The following is a 15,862-nucleotide window of genomic DNA, read 5'->3' on the forward strand; positions in this document are numbered from 1 at the left end:
CATCGTAGGTAAGGCTTTCCTATCCGAGAAGAGGGGGTGGTGTCACTGGATGCCCATTTGCGGCCGGTCCGTTATCAAATTCTGGCTTGACCATTAGGTTAGCTTTACCTTATCAATGCGGTATTCACAGGTTCTCCCCGTAGCTCATCGTCGCTCGTCGCAGCCCCCGATCGCCGTGGGCGAGGGCAGCGATCGGCACAGCAGGAAGGCATCACCACACATGCGCCGCCCCTTGGCTCGCACGCTGACCGCGCTCACCGCGGCAGCCCTCCTCGTCCCCGCGCTCGCAAGCTGCGGCAGCGACGAACCGGCCGGACTGGTCATCTACTCCGGCCGTAACGAGAACCTGGTGAAGCCGCTCATCGAGAAGCTGGAGAACAGCCTCGGCACCAACGTCGAGGTCCGGTACGGCGACAGCGCCGAGCTGTCCGCCCAGCTCCTGGAGGAGGGCGACAAGACCGAGGCCGGGCTCTTCCTCTCCCAGGACGCCGGAGCCCTCGGAGCGCTCTCCAAGGAGCAGCGCCTGGCCCCGCTCCCCAAGGCCACCCTCGACAAGGTCGACCCCGCCTATCGTGGTTCGGCCGGCGACTGGACCGGCGTCAGCGGGCGTGTGCGCGTCCTCGGGTACAACCCCGACCAGGTCTCGACGCCGCCGAACAGCGTGCACGAGCTCGTGAAGCCCGAGTGGAAGGGCAAGATCGGTTTCGTGCCGACCAACGCCTCCTTCCAGGCGTTCGTCACCGGCATGCGCGTCCTGGAGGGCGACGAGGCCACCCGCACCTGGCTCAAGGGCCTCAAGGCCAACGAGCCCACGTCGTACGAGAACAACCTCAAGGTCCTCGAAGCCGTCGACAAGGGCGAGGTCTCCCTCGGCCTGCTCAACCACTACTACTGGTACGAGCAGGTGGCCGAGAAGGGCGCCGACAAGATCAAGGCCAAGATCCACTACCTGCCCAAGGGCGACCCGGGCGGCCTCGTCAACGTGGCCGGCGTGGGCATTCTCAAGGGCGCCGATGCCAAGCAGGCCGCCTATGCGCAGAAGGCCGTCGACTTCCTGCTCTCCGCCGAGTCCCAGAGCTACTTCGCCGAGGAGACCAAGGAGTACCCCCTCGCCGCCGGTGTGAAGTCCGCGGCGGGCGTCCCGCCGCTGGAGACCCTCCAGCCGCCGAAGATCGACCTCGGCAAGCTCGACTCGCTCAAGGAAACCCTGGCCATGCTCCAGGAAGCCGGACTGGTCTGACGTGACCTCACCGGATTCCCCGGTCCGGACGCGTCACGACTCCCGCCCGGCGAGCGCCCCCGCGCCCGTCGGGCGGAAGCGTGCCGCCGACCGTAAGCGTGCCGACAGCCGCCCGGACCGCGCCTCCAGACCCTCGTGGGTCCTGATCGTGCCCGCCTGCCTCGCGGCAGCCCTCGCCGTCCTGCCCCTCGGCTACCTCGCCGTACGCGCCCTCGAACACGGCCCCGCCTTCGCCTGGGACGTCATCGCCGACGACCGCACCGGCCAACTGCTCCTGCGCAGCCTCGGCCTGACCGCCACCGTCGTCGCGGCCTGCCTGCTCCTGGGCATCTCCCTGGCCTGGCTGACCACGCGCACGGCCCTCCCCGGCGCCCGCGTCTGGTCGGTCCTCGTGACCCTGCCCCTGGCCGTGCCCAGCTACGTCACCGCCTTCGCCTGGCTCTCCGCGGCCCCCTCGCTCGCCGGGTTCACGGGCTCGGCCCTCGCGCTGACCCTCGCGAGTTTCCCGTACGTCTACCTGCCGGTCGCCGCCGCCCTGCGCGGCACCGACCCCGGGCACGAGGAGGTCGCCCGCTCACTCGGACGCGGGCCCCTGCGTACCTTCCTCAGCGTCACCCTTCCCCAGCTGAGGCCGGCCGCGGCGGGCGGCGGACTGCTCGTCGCGCTCTACGTGCTCTCGGACTTCGGCGCCGTTTCTCTCATGCGGTACGACACCTTCACCCGGGGCATCTACACCTCCTACCGCGCCAGCTTCGACCGCACCCCGGCGGCCGCGCTCAGCGCCGTGCTCGTCCTCATGACCATCGCGCTCGTCGCGGCGGAGACCCGCACCCGCGGCCGGGCCGGGTACTCCCGCACCGGAGCGGGAACCGCCCGGCGGGCCGTCCCCGCCGCGCTCGGACGACTGCGGCTGCCCGCCCTCGCCTGGTGCGGAGCCGTCGTCGCGGCCGCCGTCGGCTTCCCGCTCGCCACCCTGGGGTACTGGCTCGCCGTCGGCTCCTCCGCGACCTGGGACCCGGCCACCCTCACCAGCACCGCGCTCACCACCCTCGGCGTCGCCGCCGCGGGCGCCGCGCTCACCACCCTGCTCGCCCTGCCAGTCGGCGTCATCGCGGCCCGCCACCGCGGCCGGCTCGCCCACCTCCTGGAACAGGCCGCCTACGCGGGCCACGCCGTACCCGGCATCACCGTCGCGCTCGCCCTGGTCTTCTTCGCGGTCCGCTACGCCCGGCCGCTGTACCAGGAGACCCCGCTGCTGATCTGCGCCTACGCGGTCCTCTTCCTGCCCGTCGCGGTGGCCGCCACCCGCGCCGCCGTACTCCAGGCCCCACCCGTACTGGACGACGTCGCCCGCTCCCTGGGCCGTACCCCCTTCGGCGTGCTGCGCGAAGTCACCGTTCCGCTCGCCGCACCGGGCGTCGCCGCCGGCGCGGCCCTCACCTTCGTCGTCTGCATGAAGGAACTGCCCGCCACCCTGCTGCTGCGCCCCACCGGCATGGACACCCTGGCCACCCGGCTCTGGACGGAGACCGGCACCGGATCCTTCGCCGCCGCGGCCCCGTACGCCGCCCTGCTCATCCTGCTGGCCGCCGTCCCCTCCTACCTCCTCGGAAGGCACCGCACATGAACGACCTCCAGGTCAGTGGCGTGGTCAAGTCGTACGGTCCGGGCGCCACGGTCCTCGACGGCCTCGACCTCACGGTCCAGGGCGGGCACCTCGCCGCCGTCCTGGGGCCGTCCGGCTGCGGCAAGACCACGCTGCTGCGGGTGATCGCCGGCTTCCTGCGCGCCGACGCGGGCACCGTCACCGTCGCCGGGCGCACGCTCGTCGGTCCCGGCGTCCACCTCCCGCCCGAGCGTCGCCGCATCGGCATCGTCCCCCAGGAAGGCGCGCTCTTCCCGCACCTGAGCGTGGCCCGCAACGTGGCCTTCGGCCTGACCGGAACGGAGCGCGGGGCCCGCGCGAAGCGTGTCGAGGAGATGCTGGACCTCGTCGGTCTCGCCGGCTACGGCGACCGGATGCCGCACGAACTGTCCGGCGGCCAGCAGCAGCGCGTCGCCCTGGCTCGCGCCCTCGCCCCCGCACCCCATCTCGTCCTCCTCGACGAGCCGTTCAGCGCCCTCGACAGCGGACTGCGCGGGGCCGTACGGGCAGAGGTCCGCGCCGTACTCCGGGCCAGCGGCGCCACGGCGGTCCTCGTCACCCACGACCAGCAGGAGGCCCTCTCCACGGCCGACGTCGTCGCCGTCGTCCGCGACGGCCGCGTCGCCCAGTGCGCCACCCCCGAGGAGCTCTACCGACGCCCCGCCGATCCCTGGGTGGCCTCCTTCGTCGGCGACGCCGTCTTCGTCACCGGCACGGCCGACGAGAACACCGCCACCACTGCACTGGGCCGCATCCCCCTCACCGCCGCCCCCGGGGGCCTGCGCGAGGGGCTCGTCCTCCTCCGCCCCGAACAGTTCCACCTCACCGGACTTGACGAGGCGACCGCCCGAGGCACCGTCACAGACGTCCGCTTCTACGGCCACGACTCCATGGTCACCGTCTCCGTCGACGGACTGGATCAGCAGATCGAGATCCGGGCCCCGGGACCGCTCCAGGTACACCCGGGCGCCAGGACCGGCATCCGCGTCACGGGCGAGGCCACCCTGCACGCACCGCTGGTGGGAGGCAAGTAGCCGTCCGTCAGGCATCGGTGCGTTCGCCTTTGCTCCCTACCCCAGGTCAGTAGGCTGACGCTCGCCCTGCCATCGTCCGTAGCAGGCAGGCAGAGGGGTGCCGGTGAGGAAGGAGACGGGCATGTCGTCGGGGAACGAAGCATGTGTGTGGCTGCTGTTGTGTCCTGGGCTCAGCCGGGACGCGGACGGTACGGCAGGCCGTAATCCGGGCCCGGTCACGTCGTCACTCATGGCCTCCTTCGCCGCGGAGCTCGGGCACCGGGCCGCGGTCGTCCACAGCAGTCAGCTGGTACTCGGCGTGGAAGGCGGACGGCTTACCCTTGCCGATACCAGCGGGCGACCCGTCCCGGCGCCCGCCGTGGCCTACGCCCGCCTGTCGACGCCTCAGCTGTCACCCGACAGAGAAGTCACCCTGCTGCGGCACCTGGCCGCCATGGGCACGCAGCTGCTCAACCCCGCCGAAGCGGTCCTGGCGGCGGTGAACAAGTTCTGGCACCTGCAACAGCTCGCCGCCGCGGGCGTCCCCGTCCCCGACACCCGCACCCACACCGACGCACCCCTGGAGGACGTCCTCGACAGCGGTGTGCCGCAGCCGTGCGTGGTCAAGGCCGTGCGCGGCCATCGTGGCCGACGGGTCTTCCTCGCCACCGACGACACATGGCTGCGCGGTGTGGCCGGCAGTCTGGACGACCGGCACCCCTACCTCCTTCAGCGGTACGTCGCCCATTCCCACGGCCGGGACCTGCGCGTCATCGTGGTCGGCGGCGTGGCCGTGGCCGCCGCCGTGCGCACGGCCGGCGACGACCGCCTGGTCTCCAACCTGGCGCAGGGCGGGACCCACACCGTCTGCACGGGCAGGTATCCGGACGCGGAGGCGCTGGCCGTCGAAGCGGCGGACGCCGTCGGCCTCGGCGTCGCCGGCGTCGATCTGCTCTTCGAAGCGGACGGTTCCTTCACCGTGTGCGAGGTGAACTGCAACCCCACCTGGCGGCCCGACATGCCGGGGATCGCCGAAGCCATCGCCACCGCCTGCCGCAACCGTCTCCCACCAGCCGGCTGAACGCCGCCGATGCGCACCCATGGGCGTCTGTTCCTCGTGCGGGTCAGACGACCGTCAGCTCCTGGCGTCGTTCCCGGCGTTCTGCCGCGCGGACCGGATCGAGGGAGGGGACGGCGGCGAGCAGTTGCCGTGTGTACGGGTGCCGGGGCGCGCCGTACACCTCCTCGACCGTGCCCTGCTCGACGATCCGGCCGGAGCGCATGACGGCGACCCGGTCGCTGACCTGCCGGACCACCGCGAGGTCGTGGGCGATGAAGACGAGCCCGAGGCCCAGTTCGGCCTGGAGATCGGCGAGCAGCGTGGTCACCTGGGCCTGGGTGGTGACGTCGAGCGCGGAGACCGGTTCGTCGCAGACGATCAGCCGCGGATCGGCGGCGAGCGCGCGGGCGATACCGACGCGCTGGCGCTGCCCACCGCTGAACTCGTGGGGGTAGGCCTCGTACCGGTCGGGGTCGAGTCCCACCCGGTCGAGCAGCTCCCGCACCCGGCCCCGTATCCGGCTCTCGTCGCGCTGACCCGCCACGCGCAGGGGGTCGGCGATCGACTCCCCGACGGAGCGGCGCGGGTTGAGGGAGGCGACCGGGTCCTGGAAGACCATCTGGAGTTCACGGCGGTACGGCCGCAGCTCCTTCTCCGACAGTTCGCCGATCCCGCCACCCCTGTAATCGAGTTCACCGGCGGTCGGGTCGAGGAGCCGTACCAGCATGCGGCCGAGGGTCGTCTTGCCGCTGCCGGACTCCCCGACGATGCCCAGCGTCTCTCCCGCGTGGATCGTGAGGGAGGCGCCCTCGACGGCGGTCACCGTCCTCTTCCCGCGCCCGAACTCCCGTCGTAGGTCCCGGGCTTCGAGCAGCGGCTCCCCCTTCGCGAGGGGGGCGCGCACCGGCCCGTCGAGCCGGGGCACGGCGGCGAGCAGCCTGCGCGTGTACGGCTCCGAGGGTGTGCCAAGGACCCCACCGACGGGACCACGTTCGATCTCCCGCCCGCCCCGCATGACGAGCACCTCGTCGACGCTCTCGGCGGCGACGCCGACGTCATGGGTGACGAGGAGCAGCGCCGTGCCCGTCTCGCGCCGCAACTCGTGCAGCAGGTCGAGGATCTGGGCCTGGACGGTGACGTCGAAGGCGGTGGTCGGTTCGTCGGCGACCAGGAGCCGGGGTTCGCAGGCGAGGGCCATCGCGAGCAGGGCACGTTGCCGCATGCCGCCGCTGAACTCGTGCGGCCGGGAGCGGGAGCGGCGGACCGCGTCGGGGATGCCGACCCGGTCGAGGACCTCCACGGCGCGGGCGCGGGCGGCGCGCCGAGAACCCCCGGCGTGGATGCGGTACACCTCGGCGATCTGGTCGCCGACGGCGTAGTAGGGGTCGAGGGCGGACAGCGGGTCCTGGAAGACCATGGCGGCGACTCCGCCGCGCAGCCGCCGCAGCTCGCCCGTCCCGGCGGTGGCGACGTCGATGCCGCCGACCCGGACGGTGCCGCCGACCTTCGCACCGGTCCCGCGGTGGAGCCCCAGGAGGGCGCCGGCGACGGTCGACTTGCCGCTGCCGGACTCGCCGACGAGGGCGAGGGCGCGGCCCTCGTCGAGGGTGAAGGAGAGTCCGTCGACGGCCCGTACGGGCTCTCCCTCGCGGGCGAACTCGACGGTGAGGTCCCGTACTTCGACGAGCGGGGTCACGTCAGGACCACCCTTCGGTCGGCGGCGGCGTACAGCAGGTCGGCGATGACGTTGGCGAGGACGACGAACGTGCCCGTCACCATGACGACGCCCACCACCACGGGCAGGTCGATCGCGCGCACCCCGTCGATGAGGGTCTTGCCGAGCCCGGGGATGCCGAAGAGGGACTCGGTGAGGACGGCCCCGCCGAACATCGACCCGAGGTCGACGGCGCTGACGGCGATCACCGGCGGGACGGCGCCGCGCAGCGCGTGGCGGGTGACGACGGACCGCTCCGCCACCCCGTAGGCGCGGAAGGTGCGGATGTGGTCCTCGGCGAGCGTCTCCAGGGTGGAACTCCTGGTGAGCCGCGCGTACTTGGCGGACTCGAAGAAGCCGAGGGTGAGCCAGGGGAGCAGCATGTTCCAGGCCCACTGCTCGGGGTTCTCGCCGAGCGGCACGTAGCTGGGGAAGGGCAGCCACTGGAGGTAGGCGCAGACGGCCATGAGGAGCAGCAGTCCGAGGATGAAGACGGGGGTGCCGGTCCCGGCGAGGGTGAGCAGGGTCAGGATCCGCTCGGTGGGGCCGCCCCGGCGCAGTGCGGAGAGCAGACCGGTGCCGAGGCCGATGACGAGCCAGATGACCATGGCGCCGAGGGCGAGGGAGGCCGTGGCGGGGAGCCGTTCCAGGACCAGCTGGGTGACCTGCTGGTCGGTCTGGTAGGAGAGGCCGAGGCAGGGCGCGTCGCAGTGGACGAGCGAGGTGCCTGTGGAGTAGTCGCGGCCGGCGAAGATGCCCTGGAGGAAGTGCAGGTACTGAGTGAACGTGCTGCTGTTCAGGCCGAGTTGCTCACGCACCTGGGCGATCTGCTGGGGGTTGCAGCGCTCTCCGCAGGCGAGCCGCGCGGGGTCGCCCGGTGCCAGGTAGAAGAGCGAGTACACGAGGACCGAGAGCGCCAGAAGGACGAGCACGGCACCCGCGAGCCGCTTGAGGACGAAGCGGGTCATCGGGAGTTCTCCTTACGGGTGCCCACGCGCAGCCGGCTTGCTTCGCGCGGGTCGAGGGCCGTACGGACCGCGTCGCCGAGGACGGTGAAGGCGAGCACCGTGACGAAGAGCAGTCCGGCGGGCAGCAGGACGTATGCGGGATCGGCCCGGAACCAGGTCTGCGCCGTCGACAGCATCTGCCCCCAGGACGGGGTGGGCGGGGTGACACCCACCCCGAGGAAGGAGAGCGAGGCCTCGACGACGATGTTGGTGGGAACGAGGATCGCCGCGTACGTGATGACGGGGGCGGCGAGGGAGGGCAGCAGCTCGCGGCGTGCGGTCCGCCACGGCCCGGAGCCCGCCAGCCGGGAGGCCGCGACGAAGTCGAGGCTCTTGAGGGTGAGGGTCTGGGCGCGCACGATCCGGGAGGTCCCGGCCCAGCCGAGGAAGCCGATGACGAGGATCAGCAGCAGCGGCCGTGGGAAGCCGCGCGGGACGACGGCGGTCAGCGCGACGGCGAGGACCAGCATCGGCAGGGCGACCAGGACATCGGTGACCCGGCCGAGGACGCCGTCGACCCAGCGGTTGCCGAGCCCGGCGGCGAGGCCGACGAGGACGCCGATGAGGACCTGGACGGCGGTGGCGCCGACGGCGACGAGGAGCGAGATCCGGGCGCCGTAGAGCAGCCGGATGAACAGGTCGCGGCCGGTGCCGGGTTCCACACCGAGCCAGTGGTCGGCGCTCGCCCCGCCGAAGGCGCCGTACGGGACGCCGCCGCGGGCCGAGTCGATGAGGTCGTCGTGGTAGGCGTTCGGGTCCTGGCCCCCGAGGGCGGCGATCAGCGGCGCGGCGAGTGCGAGGAGTACGAGCAGGAGGAGGACGGCGGCGGAGACGAGGGCGGCGGGGCGGGTGCGCAGCCGTCGCCACACCTGCCGGGCGGCGCCCGTGGCGGGGAGGCCCGCCACAGGCGCCGTCGTGTCGGTCGGAGCGGTCACTTGACCGAGACCTGCGAGACGTCGAGGACGCCGGTCCAGTCGCTGATGACGACGTTCTTGACGTTCTTGCCGACGAGCCGCTTGTAGACCGGGTGGAAGAGCGGCACGTCGAGCGCCTGCTCGCCGATCTTCTTGTCGAGGGCGCCCCAGCGGGCGGCGGCGGCCTTGAGGTCGGTCAGCTTGTTGATCTCGTCGATCTCCTTGTTGACCGCCGGGTCGTTCAGCTGCGCGTGGTTGTAGTTCGAGCCGTTCGTGACGATCTGGCGTCCGTCGAAGATCGGCGCGAGGAACGGGCCGCCGGCCGGCCAGTCGGCGCCCCAGCGGGAGAGGAAGAAGCCGGGCGCGTCCTTGACGCTCCAGCGCTTCTCGTTGAAGGAGTTGGGCTCCTGGCCGTCGAGCTCGACGGTGATGCCGGCCTTGCCGAGGGCCTCCTGGACGGCGGTGGCGATCTCGGGGCTGGTGGCGCGGTTCTGGGCGGTGGAGTGCAGCAGGGTGATCTTGAGCCCGTTCGGGAAGCCGGCCTCCTTCAGGAGCTGCTTGGCCTTCTCCGGGTTGCCGGTCTTCCCGGCGGGGAAGTGGTCGTACGCCGTGAACCCGAAGGACTTCTGCTCGGGCAGGAAGGTGGTGGCGGGCTCGGCGAGCGCGGAGCCGCCGGCCGCGTTGACGACGCTGGTGCGGTTGATCGCGTACGAGATCGCCTGCCGCACCTTCGGGTTGTCGAAGGGCTTCACCTTGGGGTTGAAGGCGATGTAGTTGGTGAAGCCGAAGTGGCCGGTGCCGACCCGGGCGGCAAGCGCCTTGTCGGAGCCGACCTGGGCGAGCTCCGCCGGGCCGAGGTTGGTGTCGGTGGTGACGGCGGAGGCGTCGGCGCCGGTGGAGGTGGCGAGGCGCTGGTTGATGACGGCCTCGTCGAGACCGGACCGGACGTCGATCTTGTCCGGATAGGCCTTGCGCTCCTCGTCGGTCTTGGGGTCCCAGTGCTCGTTGCGCTCCAGGGTGAGGCGCTCCCCGTCGTTCTCGTTCTTGACGACCTTGTACGGTCCGGAGGAGACCGGGTGCTCCTCGTACTTCGCGCCGGTGTCCTTGGCCTTGGGAACGGGGGTGAACTGGGTCTGGGTGGCGACGAAGGGGAACTCGCCCTCGGGCTTCTTCAGCTTGAAGACGATGGTCCGGGCGTCGGGGGTGACGATCGACGCGAGGCCCTTCTTGTCCTTGTACGGGCCCTGGTACGTGTCGCCGCCGACCAGCCAGTCACGCAGGTACGGGGCTCCGCCGGAGAGTTCGGCGGCGAAGGAACGCTCGATGCCGTACTTGATGTCGGCGCTGGTGATGGACGTGCCGTCCTCGAACTTCAGCCCCTCCTTCAACGTGTACGTCCACTCCGTGGCGTCCTTGTTGGGGCGGCCGGTGTCGGTCGCGAGGTCGGGGACGACCTGGGTGCCGGCGGCGCCCGCTTCGCGGTTGCGGGTGGTGAGCGTGCGGAAGACGAGGGAGGGAACGTTTCCGCCGCCGGAGGTGTAGAGCCGGGCCGGATCGAAGTCGGTCTGGGCCTCGGCGTTGAGGACGGTGAGCGTGCCGCCCTTCTGCGGGGCGTCCCCAGCCTTGCCGGAGGTGCCGCCCTTGGCGCCGGAGTCCTCGGGCCCCGCGCAGGCGGCAGCGCCGGAGGCCAGGACCAGACTGACGGCGGCCGCTGCCACGCGGCGCGAAATGACGGACGATTGACGCATCGGAAAGGCCTCTCGAATGACTGTATGAGCGGGAAAGAGACTCCACGCAGACAGCGGCGAGCGGCCCCGGCCGAAGGAGATGGCCGAGCACAGGGTTCACAGAGAAGAGCCGCGCCTGCGGGGAGGGAACACCCGGACGCGGAAGATCGTCGGCACTACGGAACGGTGAGAAGGCCGACGGGCGCTCGGGCTGGCGTCAGCTACAGAGAATGTCGGCGACGGAGTGTCCGGACACGCCGATGAGCGCCAGCTCAAGGGCGGCGTGCTCGGAGACGACGTGACGGTGCGACATGCCGAGAAATATGAACGATCACCCGAACGATGTCAACGCGGTTCAGGGGTCTGGTGAGACACCCGTCTCGACATGTGATCATGCCGCGATCGAGAGGAACGCCAATGTCCGGGATGCGCACGGGAGTTGGATCGGTGCTTCAGGCCTCGATATTCCAGGAACCTCATCCGCTGCGATGAAGACTTCGTGTCCCAGTAGGCGGTGCAGCGGCCGCAGTCGCCGAGCCGGTCGAACGTCCCCTGGGTCCACAAGGCCACCCCTTCGAGGTGAGCGCGCGCCGACGGGGGCAGCTCCGGGACCGCGTCGTGGTAGCCGCGGGTGAATCTGTCGATGTGGTCCTGCGTGACGGCGGCAGCGGCGGCGACGGCTGTTTCCAGGTCCGTGCCTTCGTCGTGCGCGAGCACGAGGGGGAGGTTGAAGACGAACTCGACATCGGCGTTGGCGATTTCCCGCAGACAGGAGTGGACGTCGTTGGAAAGAGCGACGACACGGGCGTGCTGGTGCGCGGTCGCGTGCTGGACGTACCGGGTGTGCCGCGCGGCAAGCCGGGCACGCAGGACGTCGGGGGAGCCGGCGACGCCGAGGAGGAGCACCAGCTGTCGGCAGCTCCCCTGCCGCTGGGTCGTGTGCCACGGGCGTCGGTCCCGGCCGTCAGTCCTTCATCGGCCGTGGCGCGACGCACAGCCCCCAGATGACGAGGGCGTCGATAGCGATGATCAGCAGCGCCCACCACGGCGTGTAGGGGAGCCACATGAAGTTGGCGATCATGCTGAGACCGGCCAGCACCACGCCGACGACCCTGGCCCATGTGGCGCCCGTGAACAGGGCGACGCCGGTGAGCAGGATCAGAATGCCCAGGATGAGGTGGATCCAGCCCCAGCCGGTGAGGTCGAGCTCGTAGACGTAGTTACGGGTGGCCAGGAACACGTCGTCCTTGGCGATGGCTGAAATGCCTCCGAGTAGCGTCATGATCCCGCTGAAGATCATGATGACGGCGGCGAACACCAGCCAACCGCTGCTGTGCGTGTCCTCGCGCCGACCGGGTGAGCTTGCGTGGGTCGTCATGCCAGGCTCCTCCATGTCGTCCGGCCGGGCCGCCGAGGCGTATCTCCGTCCGGTGGACCGGATACTTTCCATCTGACTCCCGTCGTCCTCCGAGCGCACGTCGGAGAGGAGAGAAGACCGTGTCGCCGTGACTTCCAGCAGCGTCTGGAAAGCAACCTCGCACGTCAGCGGCATGGGGTCGGCACCGCAGGACGCCCACCGAGGGGCGTCGTCTTCCGTCCGGAATACCACGATTCACGGCTGACAAGCCTTTGCCATGGCGAGGACTTGCCGTCCCGAGGCCTTCACGACGGCGTTCACCGATCGATAGACCCATGGCATGTACTCCCCCTCTCACGCATCCGCCTTCCGGCGCAGGCGCTGGCGGCTGATCTCGGCAGCCACCGCGGTGCCCCTGCTGGCGTCGGGCCTCGCAGTTCTGCAGGCACCCGCACAAGCCGCCCCGAGCAAGCCCACCGTCACCCCCGCACCCTCGCCGACCCACAAGGTCACCCTCGTCACCGGCGATGTCGTCACGGTCACCACGACGGCCGACGGCAAGCAGATCGCCGACGTCGACCGGCCGGACAGCGCCGTCGGCGGCGTGAAATTCCAGCAGATCAAAGGCGACCTGTTCGTCATCCCGGACGAAGCGGCGCCGCTGCTGGGCACGGACAGGCTGGACCGGCGGCTGTTCAACGTCACCGACCTGATCGAGATGGGGTACGACGACGCCAAGTCGGCCGTGGTACCGCTGATCGCCACGTACGCCGAGCCGAAGTCCCGCGCGGCCGCCGAGCCGACGGCTCCCCGCGGCAGCAAGCTGACCCGCGAGCTCAAGGGCATCCGAGGCGCGGTGCTCAGCACCGAGAAGCGGCAGGCCCGCACCTTCTGGACCTCCGTCGTGCCGCACGGCGGTGCGACGTTGGGCGCGGGTGTCGAAAAGCTGTGGCTCGACGGTCGCGTTAAGGCCAGTCTGAAGGAGAGCGTGCCGCTGATCGGCGCGGGCGAGGCTTGGGCGGCCGGGTACAACGGCAAGGGCGTCAAGGTCGCGGTGCTCGACACCGGCATCGACGTCAACCACCCCGACCTCGCCGGCCTGATCGACGGCACGGCGAGCTTCGTGCCGGGTGAGGGCATCACCGACGTCAACGGGCACGGCACCCATGTGGCCGGCACGATCGTCGGTTCGGGCGCTGCCTCCGGAGGGGACGAGAAGGGGGTCGCACCCGGCGCCGACCTGTACGTCGGCAAGGTGCTCGGCGGCCCGGAGGGATCCGGCCAGGACTCCTGGGTCATGGCCGGCATGCAGTGGGCCGCCGAGTCCGGTGCGGACGTCGTCAACATGAGCCTCGGCGATTCCTACCCCACGGACGGCAGCGACCCGATGTCGCAGACCGTCGACGCGCTCTCCGCCCAGTACGGCACCCTGTTCGTCATAGCCGCCGGCAACTCCGGTCCGGAGAGCATCTCAGCCCCGGGTGCGGCTGCCTCCGCGCTTACCGTGGCCGCCACGGACAAGCAGGACCGCCTCGCGTCCTTCTCCAGTACAGGCCCGCTGGCCCACTCCGGCGGCATGAAGCCGGACATCGCCGCGCCGGGCGTGGACATCACCGCTGCCCGCTCGCAGGAGATGACCGGTGGTGGTGAGGGCCTCTACCGCACCATCAGCGGCACCTCGATGGCCACCCCGCACGTGGCCGGTGCGGCGGCGATCCTGGCCCAGCAGCACCCGGACTGGACCGGCGCGCAGCTCAAGGAACACTTGATGAGCACCGCGAAGGGCCTGGAGGGCGGGTACTCGCCGTACGAGGTCGGCACCGGCCGCCTCGACGTGGCCGCCGCCGTGCGCAGCACGGTCCGCGCCACCGGATCCCTCTTCTTCGGCAACCACACATGGCCGCACGAGCCGAGCGACGCCGCCGTCACCAAGGACCTGACCTTCACCAACGCCGGTTCCGCCGACCTCACGCTCGACCTGGCACTGACCGACGACGGCGGCCCGTTCACGCTGGGAGCCACCACGGTCACCGTCCCGGCGGGCGGCACCGCCGCCGTCCCGGTGACGGGTGACCCGAAGGCCGCCTCCGCCGGCCGGCACGTCGGCTACGTGACAGCCACCGACGCGGCGACCGGGCAGCCGGTCACCCGTACATCCGTGGCGCTGCTCAAGGAGGAGGAGCGTCACGACCTGACCATCAAGCTGGTCGGCCGGGACGGCAAGCCCGCCGTCGGCCAGGTCACGGTCAACCTCGCCGGCGACTTCTGGCCGTGGTCGGTCCACGTCGACGGCCAGACCACCATGCGCATGCCACCCGGCCTGTACACCGTCGCGGGGTACCTCGACGTGGCCGGCGAGAAGGAGGACCGCTCGGGTCTGGCCGTGATGGTCGCCCCGGAGACCGTGCTCAAGGACGGCTCCGCGTCTGTGGTGCTGGACGCGAGCAAGGCACGCCTGCTGCAGACCGAGGCGCCGCAGCGCACCGAGGACCGCCAGCGCAAGGTCGACTTCAACGTCCACTACAAGGGCCTCGACGCGTTCATGGACTACCGCAGCGCGTATGTGCTGCCGCCGACGTACGACGACGTCTACGTCGCGCCGACGAAACCGATGACACAGGGAGAGTTCATCCTGACCACCCGCTGGCGCAAGGGCGAACCGGCGCTCGGCCTGAGCACGTTGGGCGGTGGGCTCCGCTTCGAGACACGGGTGCAGGCGGGCAGTGCCCTGGGCACCGCCACGGACAAGCTGGACGCCGCCTACGCGGGCAACGGCGCCGCGGCCGCGTACGAGAGGATCAAGGCCAAGGGCAAGGTCGTCGTCATCACGCGCAGCGACGAGGTCTCGCCGCAGGAGCGCACCGAGGCCGCGGTCGCGGCCGGCGCGAAGGCGCTGATCGTGGTCAACGACGGCGTCGGTGGCCTGATGGAGTACGTCGGCGAGTCGGCCATCCCGGTCGCCACCGTGCACCGCGACGCGGGCAAGTCCCTCGTCTCGATGGCCAGGACCGGCATGCTGAGGCTGTCCGTGGAGCAGACCGAGCACACGCCCTTCGTCTACGACCTGACCCGGGAATACCCCGGCCAGGTGCCGGACCGGGACCTGGTCTACAAGCCGACCAAGCGTGACCTCGCCCGGATCGATGCCCGCTACTACTCGGCCGCGGGCGGCACGGTGGCGGAAGGCTACCGGTCCGACTTCACCCTCAGCCCGTCGTTCAACTTCCCCGAGGCCGAGTGGCACCCGGGCACCCGCACCGAATGGGTGACGCCGGACCAGGTCTGGAGGGAGTTCCACGCGCAGGGTGTCGACGGAACCCTGCCGTGGGTGATGGTGTCGGGCGACAACACGTACGCCAAGGGCAGCACCACCCGGCTGGACTGGTTCGCTCCGGCGACCCGCCCCGGCCAGAGCGAGTCCTTCGGCGTGTACAACTCCCGCTGGCAGAACCACATGACCTGGAACGTGCAGGCGTGGGCATCGGCCAGCGACACCATGCGGCTGGGCGGCTTCCTGCCGTGGGGTGAGACGCCGACCCACCTGCAGGTCTTCCAGGGCGAGAAGCTGATCCACGACAACCCGCACAGCACGGACATGCAGTGGGTGGAGGTGCCGGCGGGCAACCTGCCCTACCGCGCCGTCCTCGACGCCGAGCGCCCCCGTGATCACTTCCGGCTGTCGACGCGCACCCGAACCGAGTGGACGTTCATGTCCGACACCGTCGACTCGGACTTCTTCGAGCCGTTCTCGGTGCTGAACCTGGACTACAAGCTGGAGTCGGACCTGCACGGCGACGTGAGGGCCAACTCGACCCAGAAGATCGCGCTCAAGCCGGTGCCGATGGGCCGCGGCACCCTGCCGGGCACCGTCACCACGGTGAAGCTGGACGTCTCGTACGACGATGGCACGACCTGGCAGAAGGTGACCCTGACCAAGGGCACCGACGGCTACTGGACGGGTTCGTTCAGGACGGCCAAGAAGCCCGGCGGCTTCCTCTCGGTCCGCGCGAGCGCCGGGACGGACAGCGGCTACAGCGTCAAGAACGAGATCATCCGGGCGTACGGCCTGCGATGAACCGCTCTGTCGGGTCCCGGGGAGGCGGCTCCCCGGGACCCTTCCCCCCCGCACCCGCTCCCACCAGGGACTATTCAGGGTCTGCCGCCATGGCGCATACTCTCCCCGCT

General features: G+C 70.8%; 12 protein-coding genes. 5 read left to right on the forward strand and 7 right to left on the reverse strand.

All coding sequences use genetic code 11. The annotated features are described in order from the left end of the window. The first annotated feature begins 220 nt into the window (after window positions 1-220). The 4 genes from ACGFYP_RS28645 to ACGFYP_RS28660 all read left to right on the forward strand — a co-directional run bounded on the left by ACGFYP_RS28645 (window position 221) and on the right by ACGFYP_RS28660 (window position 4,979). Window positions 221-1,240 carry an iron ABC transporter substrate-binding protein gene (locus ACGFYP_RS28645; RefSeq protein ID WP_393499413.1) on the forward strand — a complete coding sequence of 340 codons (1,020 nt, stop codon included), beginning with the start codon at window positions 221-223 and terminating at the stop codon, window positions 1,238-1,240. A 1-nt stretch (window position 1,241) separates the two neighbouring features. Continuing rightward, window positions 1,242-2,867, forward strand: a complete 1,626-nt coding sequence (locus tag ACGFYP_RS28650; protein WP_393499416.1) for an ABC transporter permease — start codon at window positions 1,242-1,244, stop codon at window positions 2,865-2,867. Next, window positions 2,864-3,919, forward strand: a complete 1,056-nt coding sequence (locus tag ACGFYP_RS28655) for an ABC transporter ATP-binding protein (RefSeq protein ID WP_393499419.1) — start codon at window positions 2,864-2,866, stop codon at window positions 3,917-3,919. The genes ACGFYP_RS28650 and ACGFYP_RS28655 overlap by 4 nt, the downstream gene beginning before the upstream one ends. 229 nt (window positions 3,920-4,148) lie before the next feature. Then, the gene (locus ACGFYP_RS28660; protein ID WP_393499422.1) at window positions 4,149-4,979 is read left to right on the forward strand and encodes a RimK family alpha-L-glutamate ligase; all 831 of its coding nucleotides are present in this window, start codon (window positions 4,149-4,151) and stop codon (window positions 4,977-4,979) included. A gap of 43 nt (window positions 4,980-5,022) precedes the next feature. Here the strand turns inward: ACGFYP_RS28660 and ACGFYP_RS28665 are convergent, their stop codons facing one another. From ACGFYP_RS28665 to ACGFYP_RS28695, 7 genes are all read right to left on the reverse strand, one after another. Further along, on the reverse strand, window positions 5,023-6,654 hold the full coding sequence (locus ACGFYP_RS28665; protein WP_393499425.1) for a dipeptide ABC transporter ATP-binding protein: 1,632 nt from the start codon (window positions 6,652-6,654) through the stop codon (window positions 5,023-5,025). Next, window positions 6,651-7,640: an ABC transporter permease gene (locus ACGFYP_RS28670; RefSeq protein ID WP_361955796.1), complete on the reverse strand. Its 990-nt coding sequence runs from the start codon at window positions 7,638-7,640 to the stop codon at window positions 6,651-6,653. Before ACGFYP_RS28670 ends, ACGFYP_RS28665 begins: the two co-directional genes overlap by 4 nt. Then, window positions 7,637-8,614 (reverse strand): ABC transporter permease, encoded by a 978-nt coding sequence (locus ACGFYP_RS28675; protein WP_393499430.1) that lies wholly within the window; start codon window positions 8,612-8,614, stop codon window positions 7,637-7,639. The genes ACGFYP_RS28670 and ACGFYP_RS28675 overlap by 4 nt, the downstream gene beginning before the upstream one ends. Further along, entirely contained in the window at window positions 8,611-10,341 is a 1,731-nt protein-coding gene (locus ACGFYP_RS28680; protein ID WP_393499433.1) for an ABC transporter substrate-binding protein, read from the reverse strand. Before ACGFYP_RS28680 ends, ACGFYP_RS28675 begins: the two co-directional genes overlap by 4 nt. A 196-nt stretch (window positions 10,342-10,537) precedes the next feature. Further along, window positions 10,538-10,633, reverse strand: a complete 96-nt coding sequence (locus ACGFYP_RS28685; RefSeq protein ID WP_361955802.1) for an Ms4533A family Cys-rich leader peptide — start codon at window positions 10,631-10,633, stop codon at window positions 10,538-10,540. Window positions 10,634-10,665: 32 nt separating this feature from the next. Beyond that, on the reverse strand, window positions 10,666-11,226 hold the full coding sequence (locus ACGFYP_RS28690; protein WP_393499437.1) for a hypothetical protein: 561 nt from the start codon (window positions 11,224-11,226) through the stop codon (window positions 10,666-10,668). 58 nt (window positions 11,227-11,284) lie between these two features. Beyond that, window positions 11,285-11,698, reverse strand: coding sequence for a hypothetical protein (locus tag ACGFYP_RS28695; RefSeq protein WP_361955806.1), 414 nt, complete (start codon window positions 11,696-11,698; stop codon window positions 11,285-11,287). A 319-nt stretch (window positions 11,699-12,017) separates the two neighbouring features. Here ACGFYP_RS28695 and ACGFYP_RS28700 point away from each other — a divergent pair, with 319 nt between their 5' ends. Further along, window positions 12,018-15,752 (forward strand): S8 family serine peptidase, encoded by a 3,735-nt coding sequence (locus ACGFYP_RS28700; RefSeq protein WP_393499441.1) that lies wholly within the window; start codon window positions 12,018-12,020, stop codon window positions 15,750-15,752. Window positions 15,753-15,862 lie beyond the last annotated feature (110 nt).

The organism is Streptomyces sp. NPDC048370 (genome assembly GCF_043200825.1).
GTDB lineage: Bacteria > Actinomycetota > Actinomycetes > Streptomycetales > Streptomycetaceae > Streptomyces.

What these genes read in the sequence shown, in the direction of transcription:
- ACGFYP_RS28670 (WP_361955796.1), bottom strand. Translation starts at nt 7,640, where the DNA reads ATGACCCGCTTCGTCCTCAAGCGGCTCGCGGGTGCCGTGCTCGTCCTT.
- ACGFYP_RS28700 (WP_393499441.1), top strand. Translation starts at nt 12,018, where the DNA reads ATGTACTCCCCCTCTCACGCATCCGCCTTCCGGCGCAGGCGCTGGCGG.
- ACGFYP_RS28645 (WP_393499413.1), top strand. Translation starts at nt 221, where the DNA reads ATGCGCCGCCCCTTGGCTCGCACGCTGACCGCGCTCACCGCGGCAGCC.
- ACGFYP_RS28685 (WP_361955802.1), bottom strand. Translation starts at nt 10,633, where the DNA reads ATGTCGCACCGTCACGTCGTCTCCGAGCACGCCGCCCTTGAGCTGGCG.
- ACGFYP_RS28695 (WP_361955806.1), bottom strand. Translation starts at nt 11,698, where the DNA reads ATGACGACCCACGCAAGCTCACCCGGTCGGCGCGAGGACACGCACAGC.
- ACGFYP_RS28680 (WP_393499433.1), bottom strand. Translation starts at nt 10,341, where the DNA reads ATGCGTCAATCGTCCGTCATTTCGCGCCGCGTGGCAGCGGCCGCCGTC.
- ACGFYP_RS28655 (WP_393499419.1), top strand. Translation starts at nt 2,864, where the DNA reads ATGAACGACCTCCAGGTCAGTGGCGTGGTCAAGTCGTACGGTCCGGGC.
- ACGFYP_RS28660 (WP_393499422.1), top strand. Translation starts at nt 4,149, where the DNA reads ATGGCCTCCTTCGCCGCGGAGCTCGGGCACCGGGCCGCGGTCGTCCAC.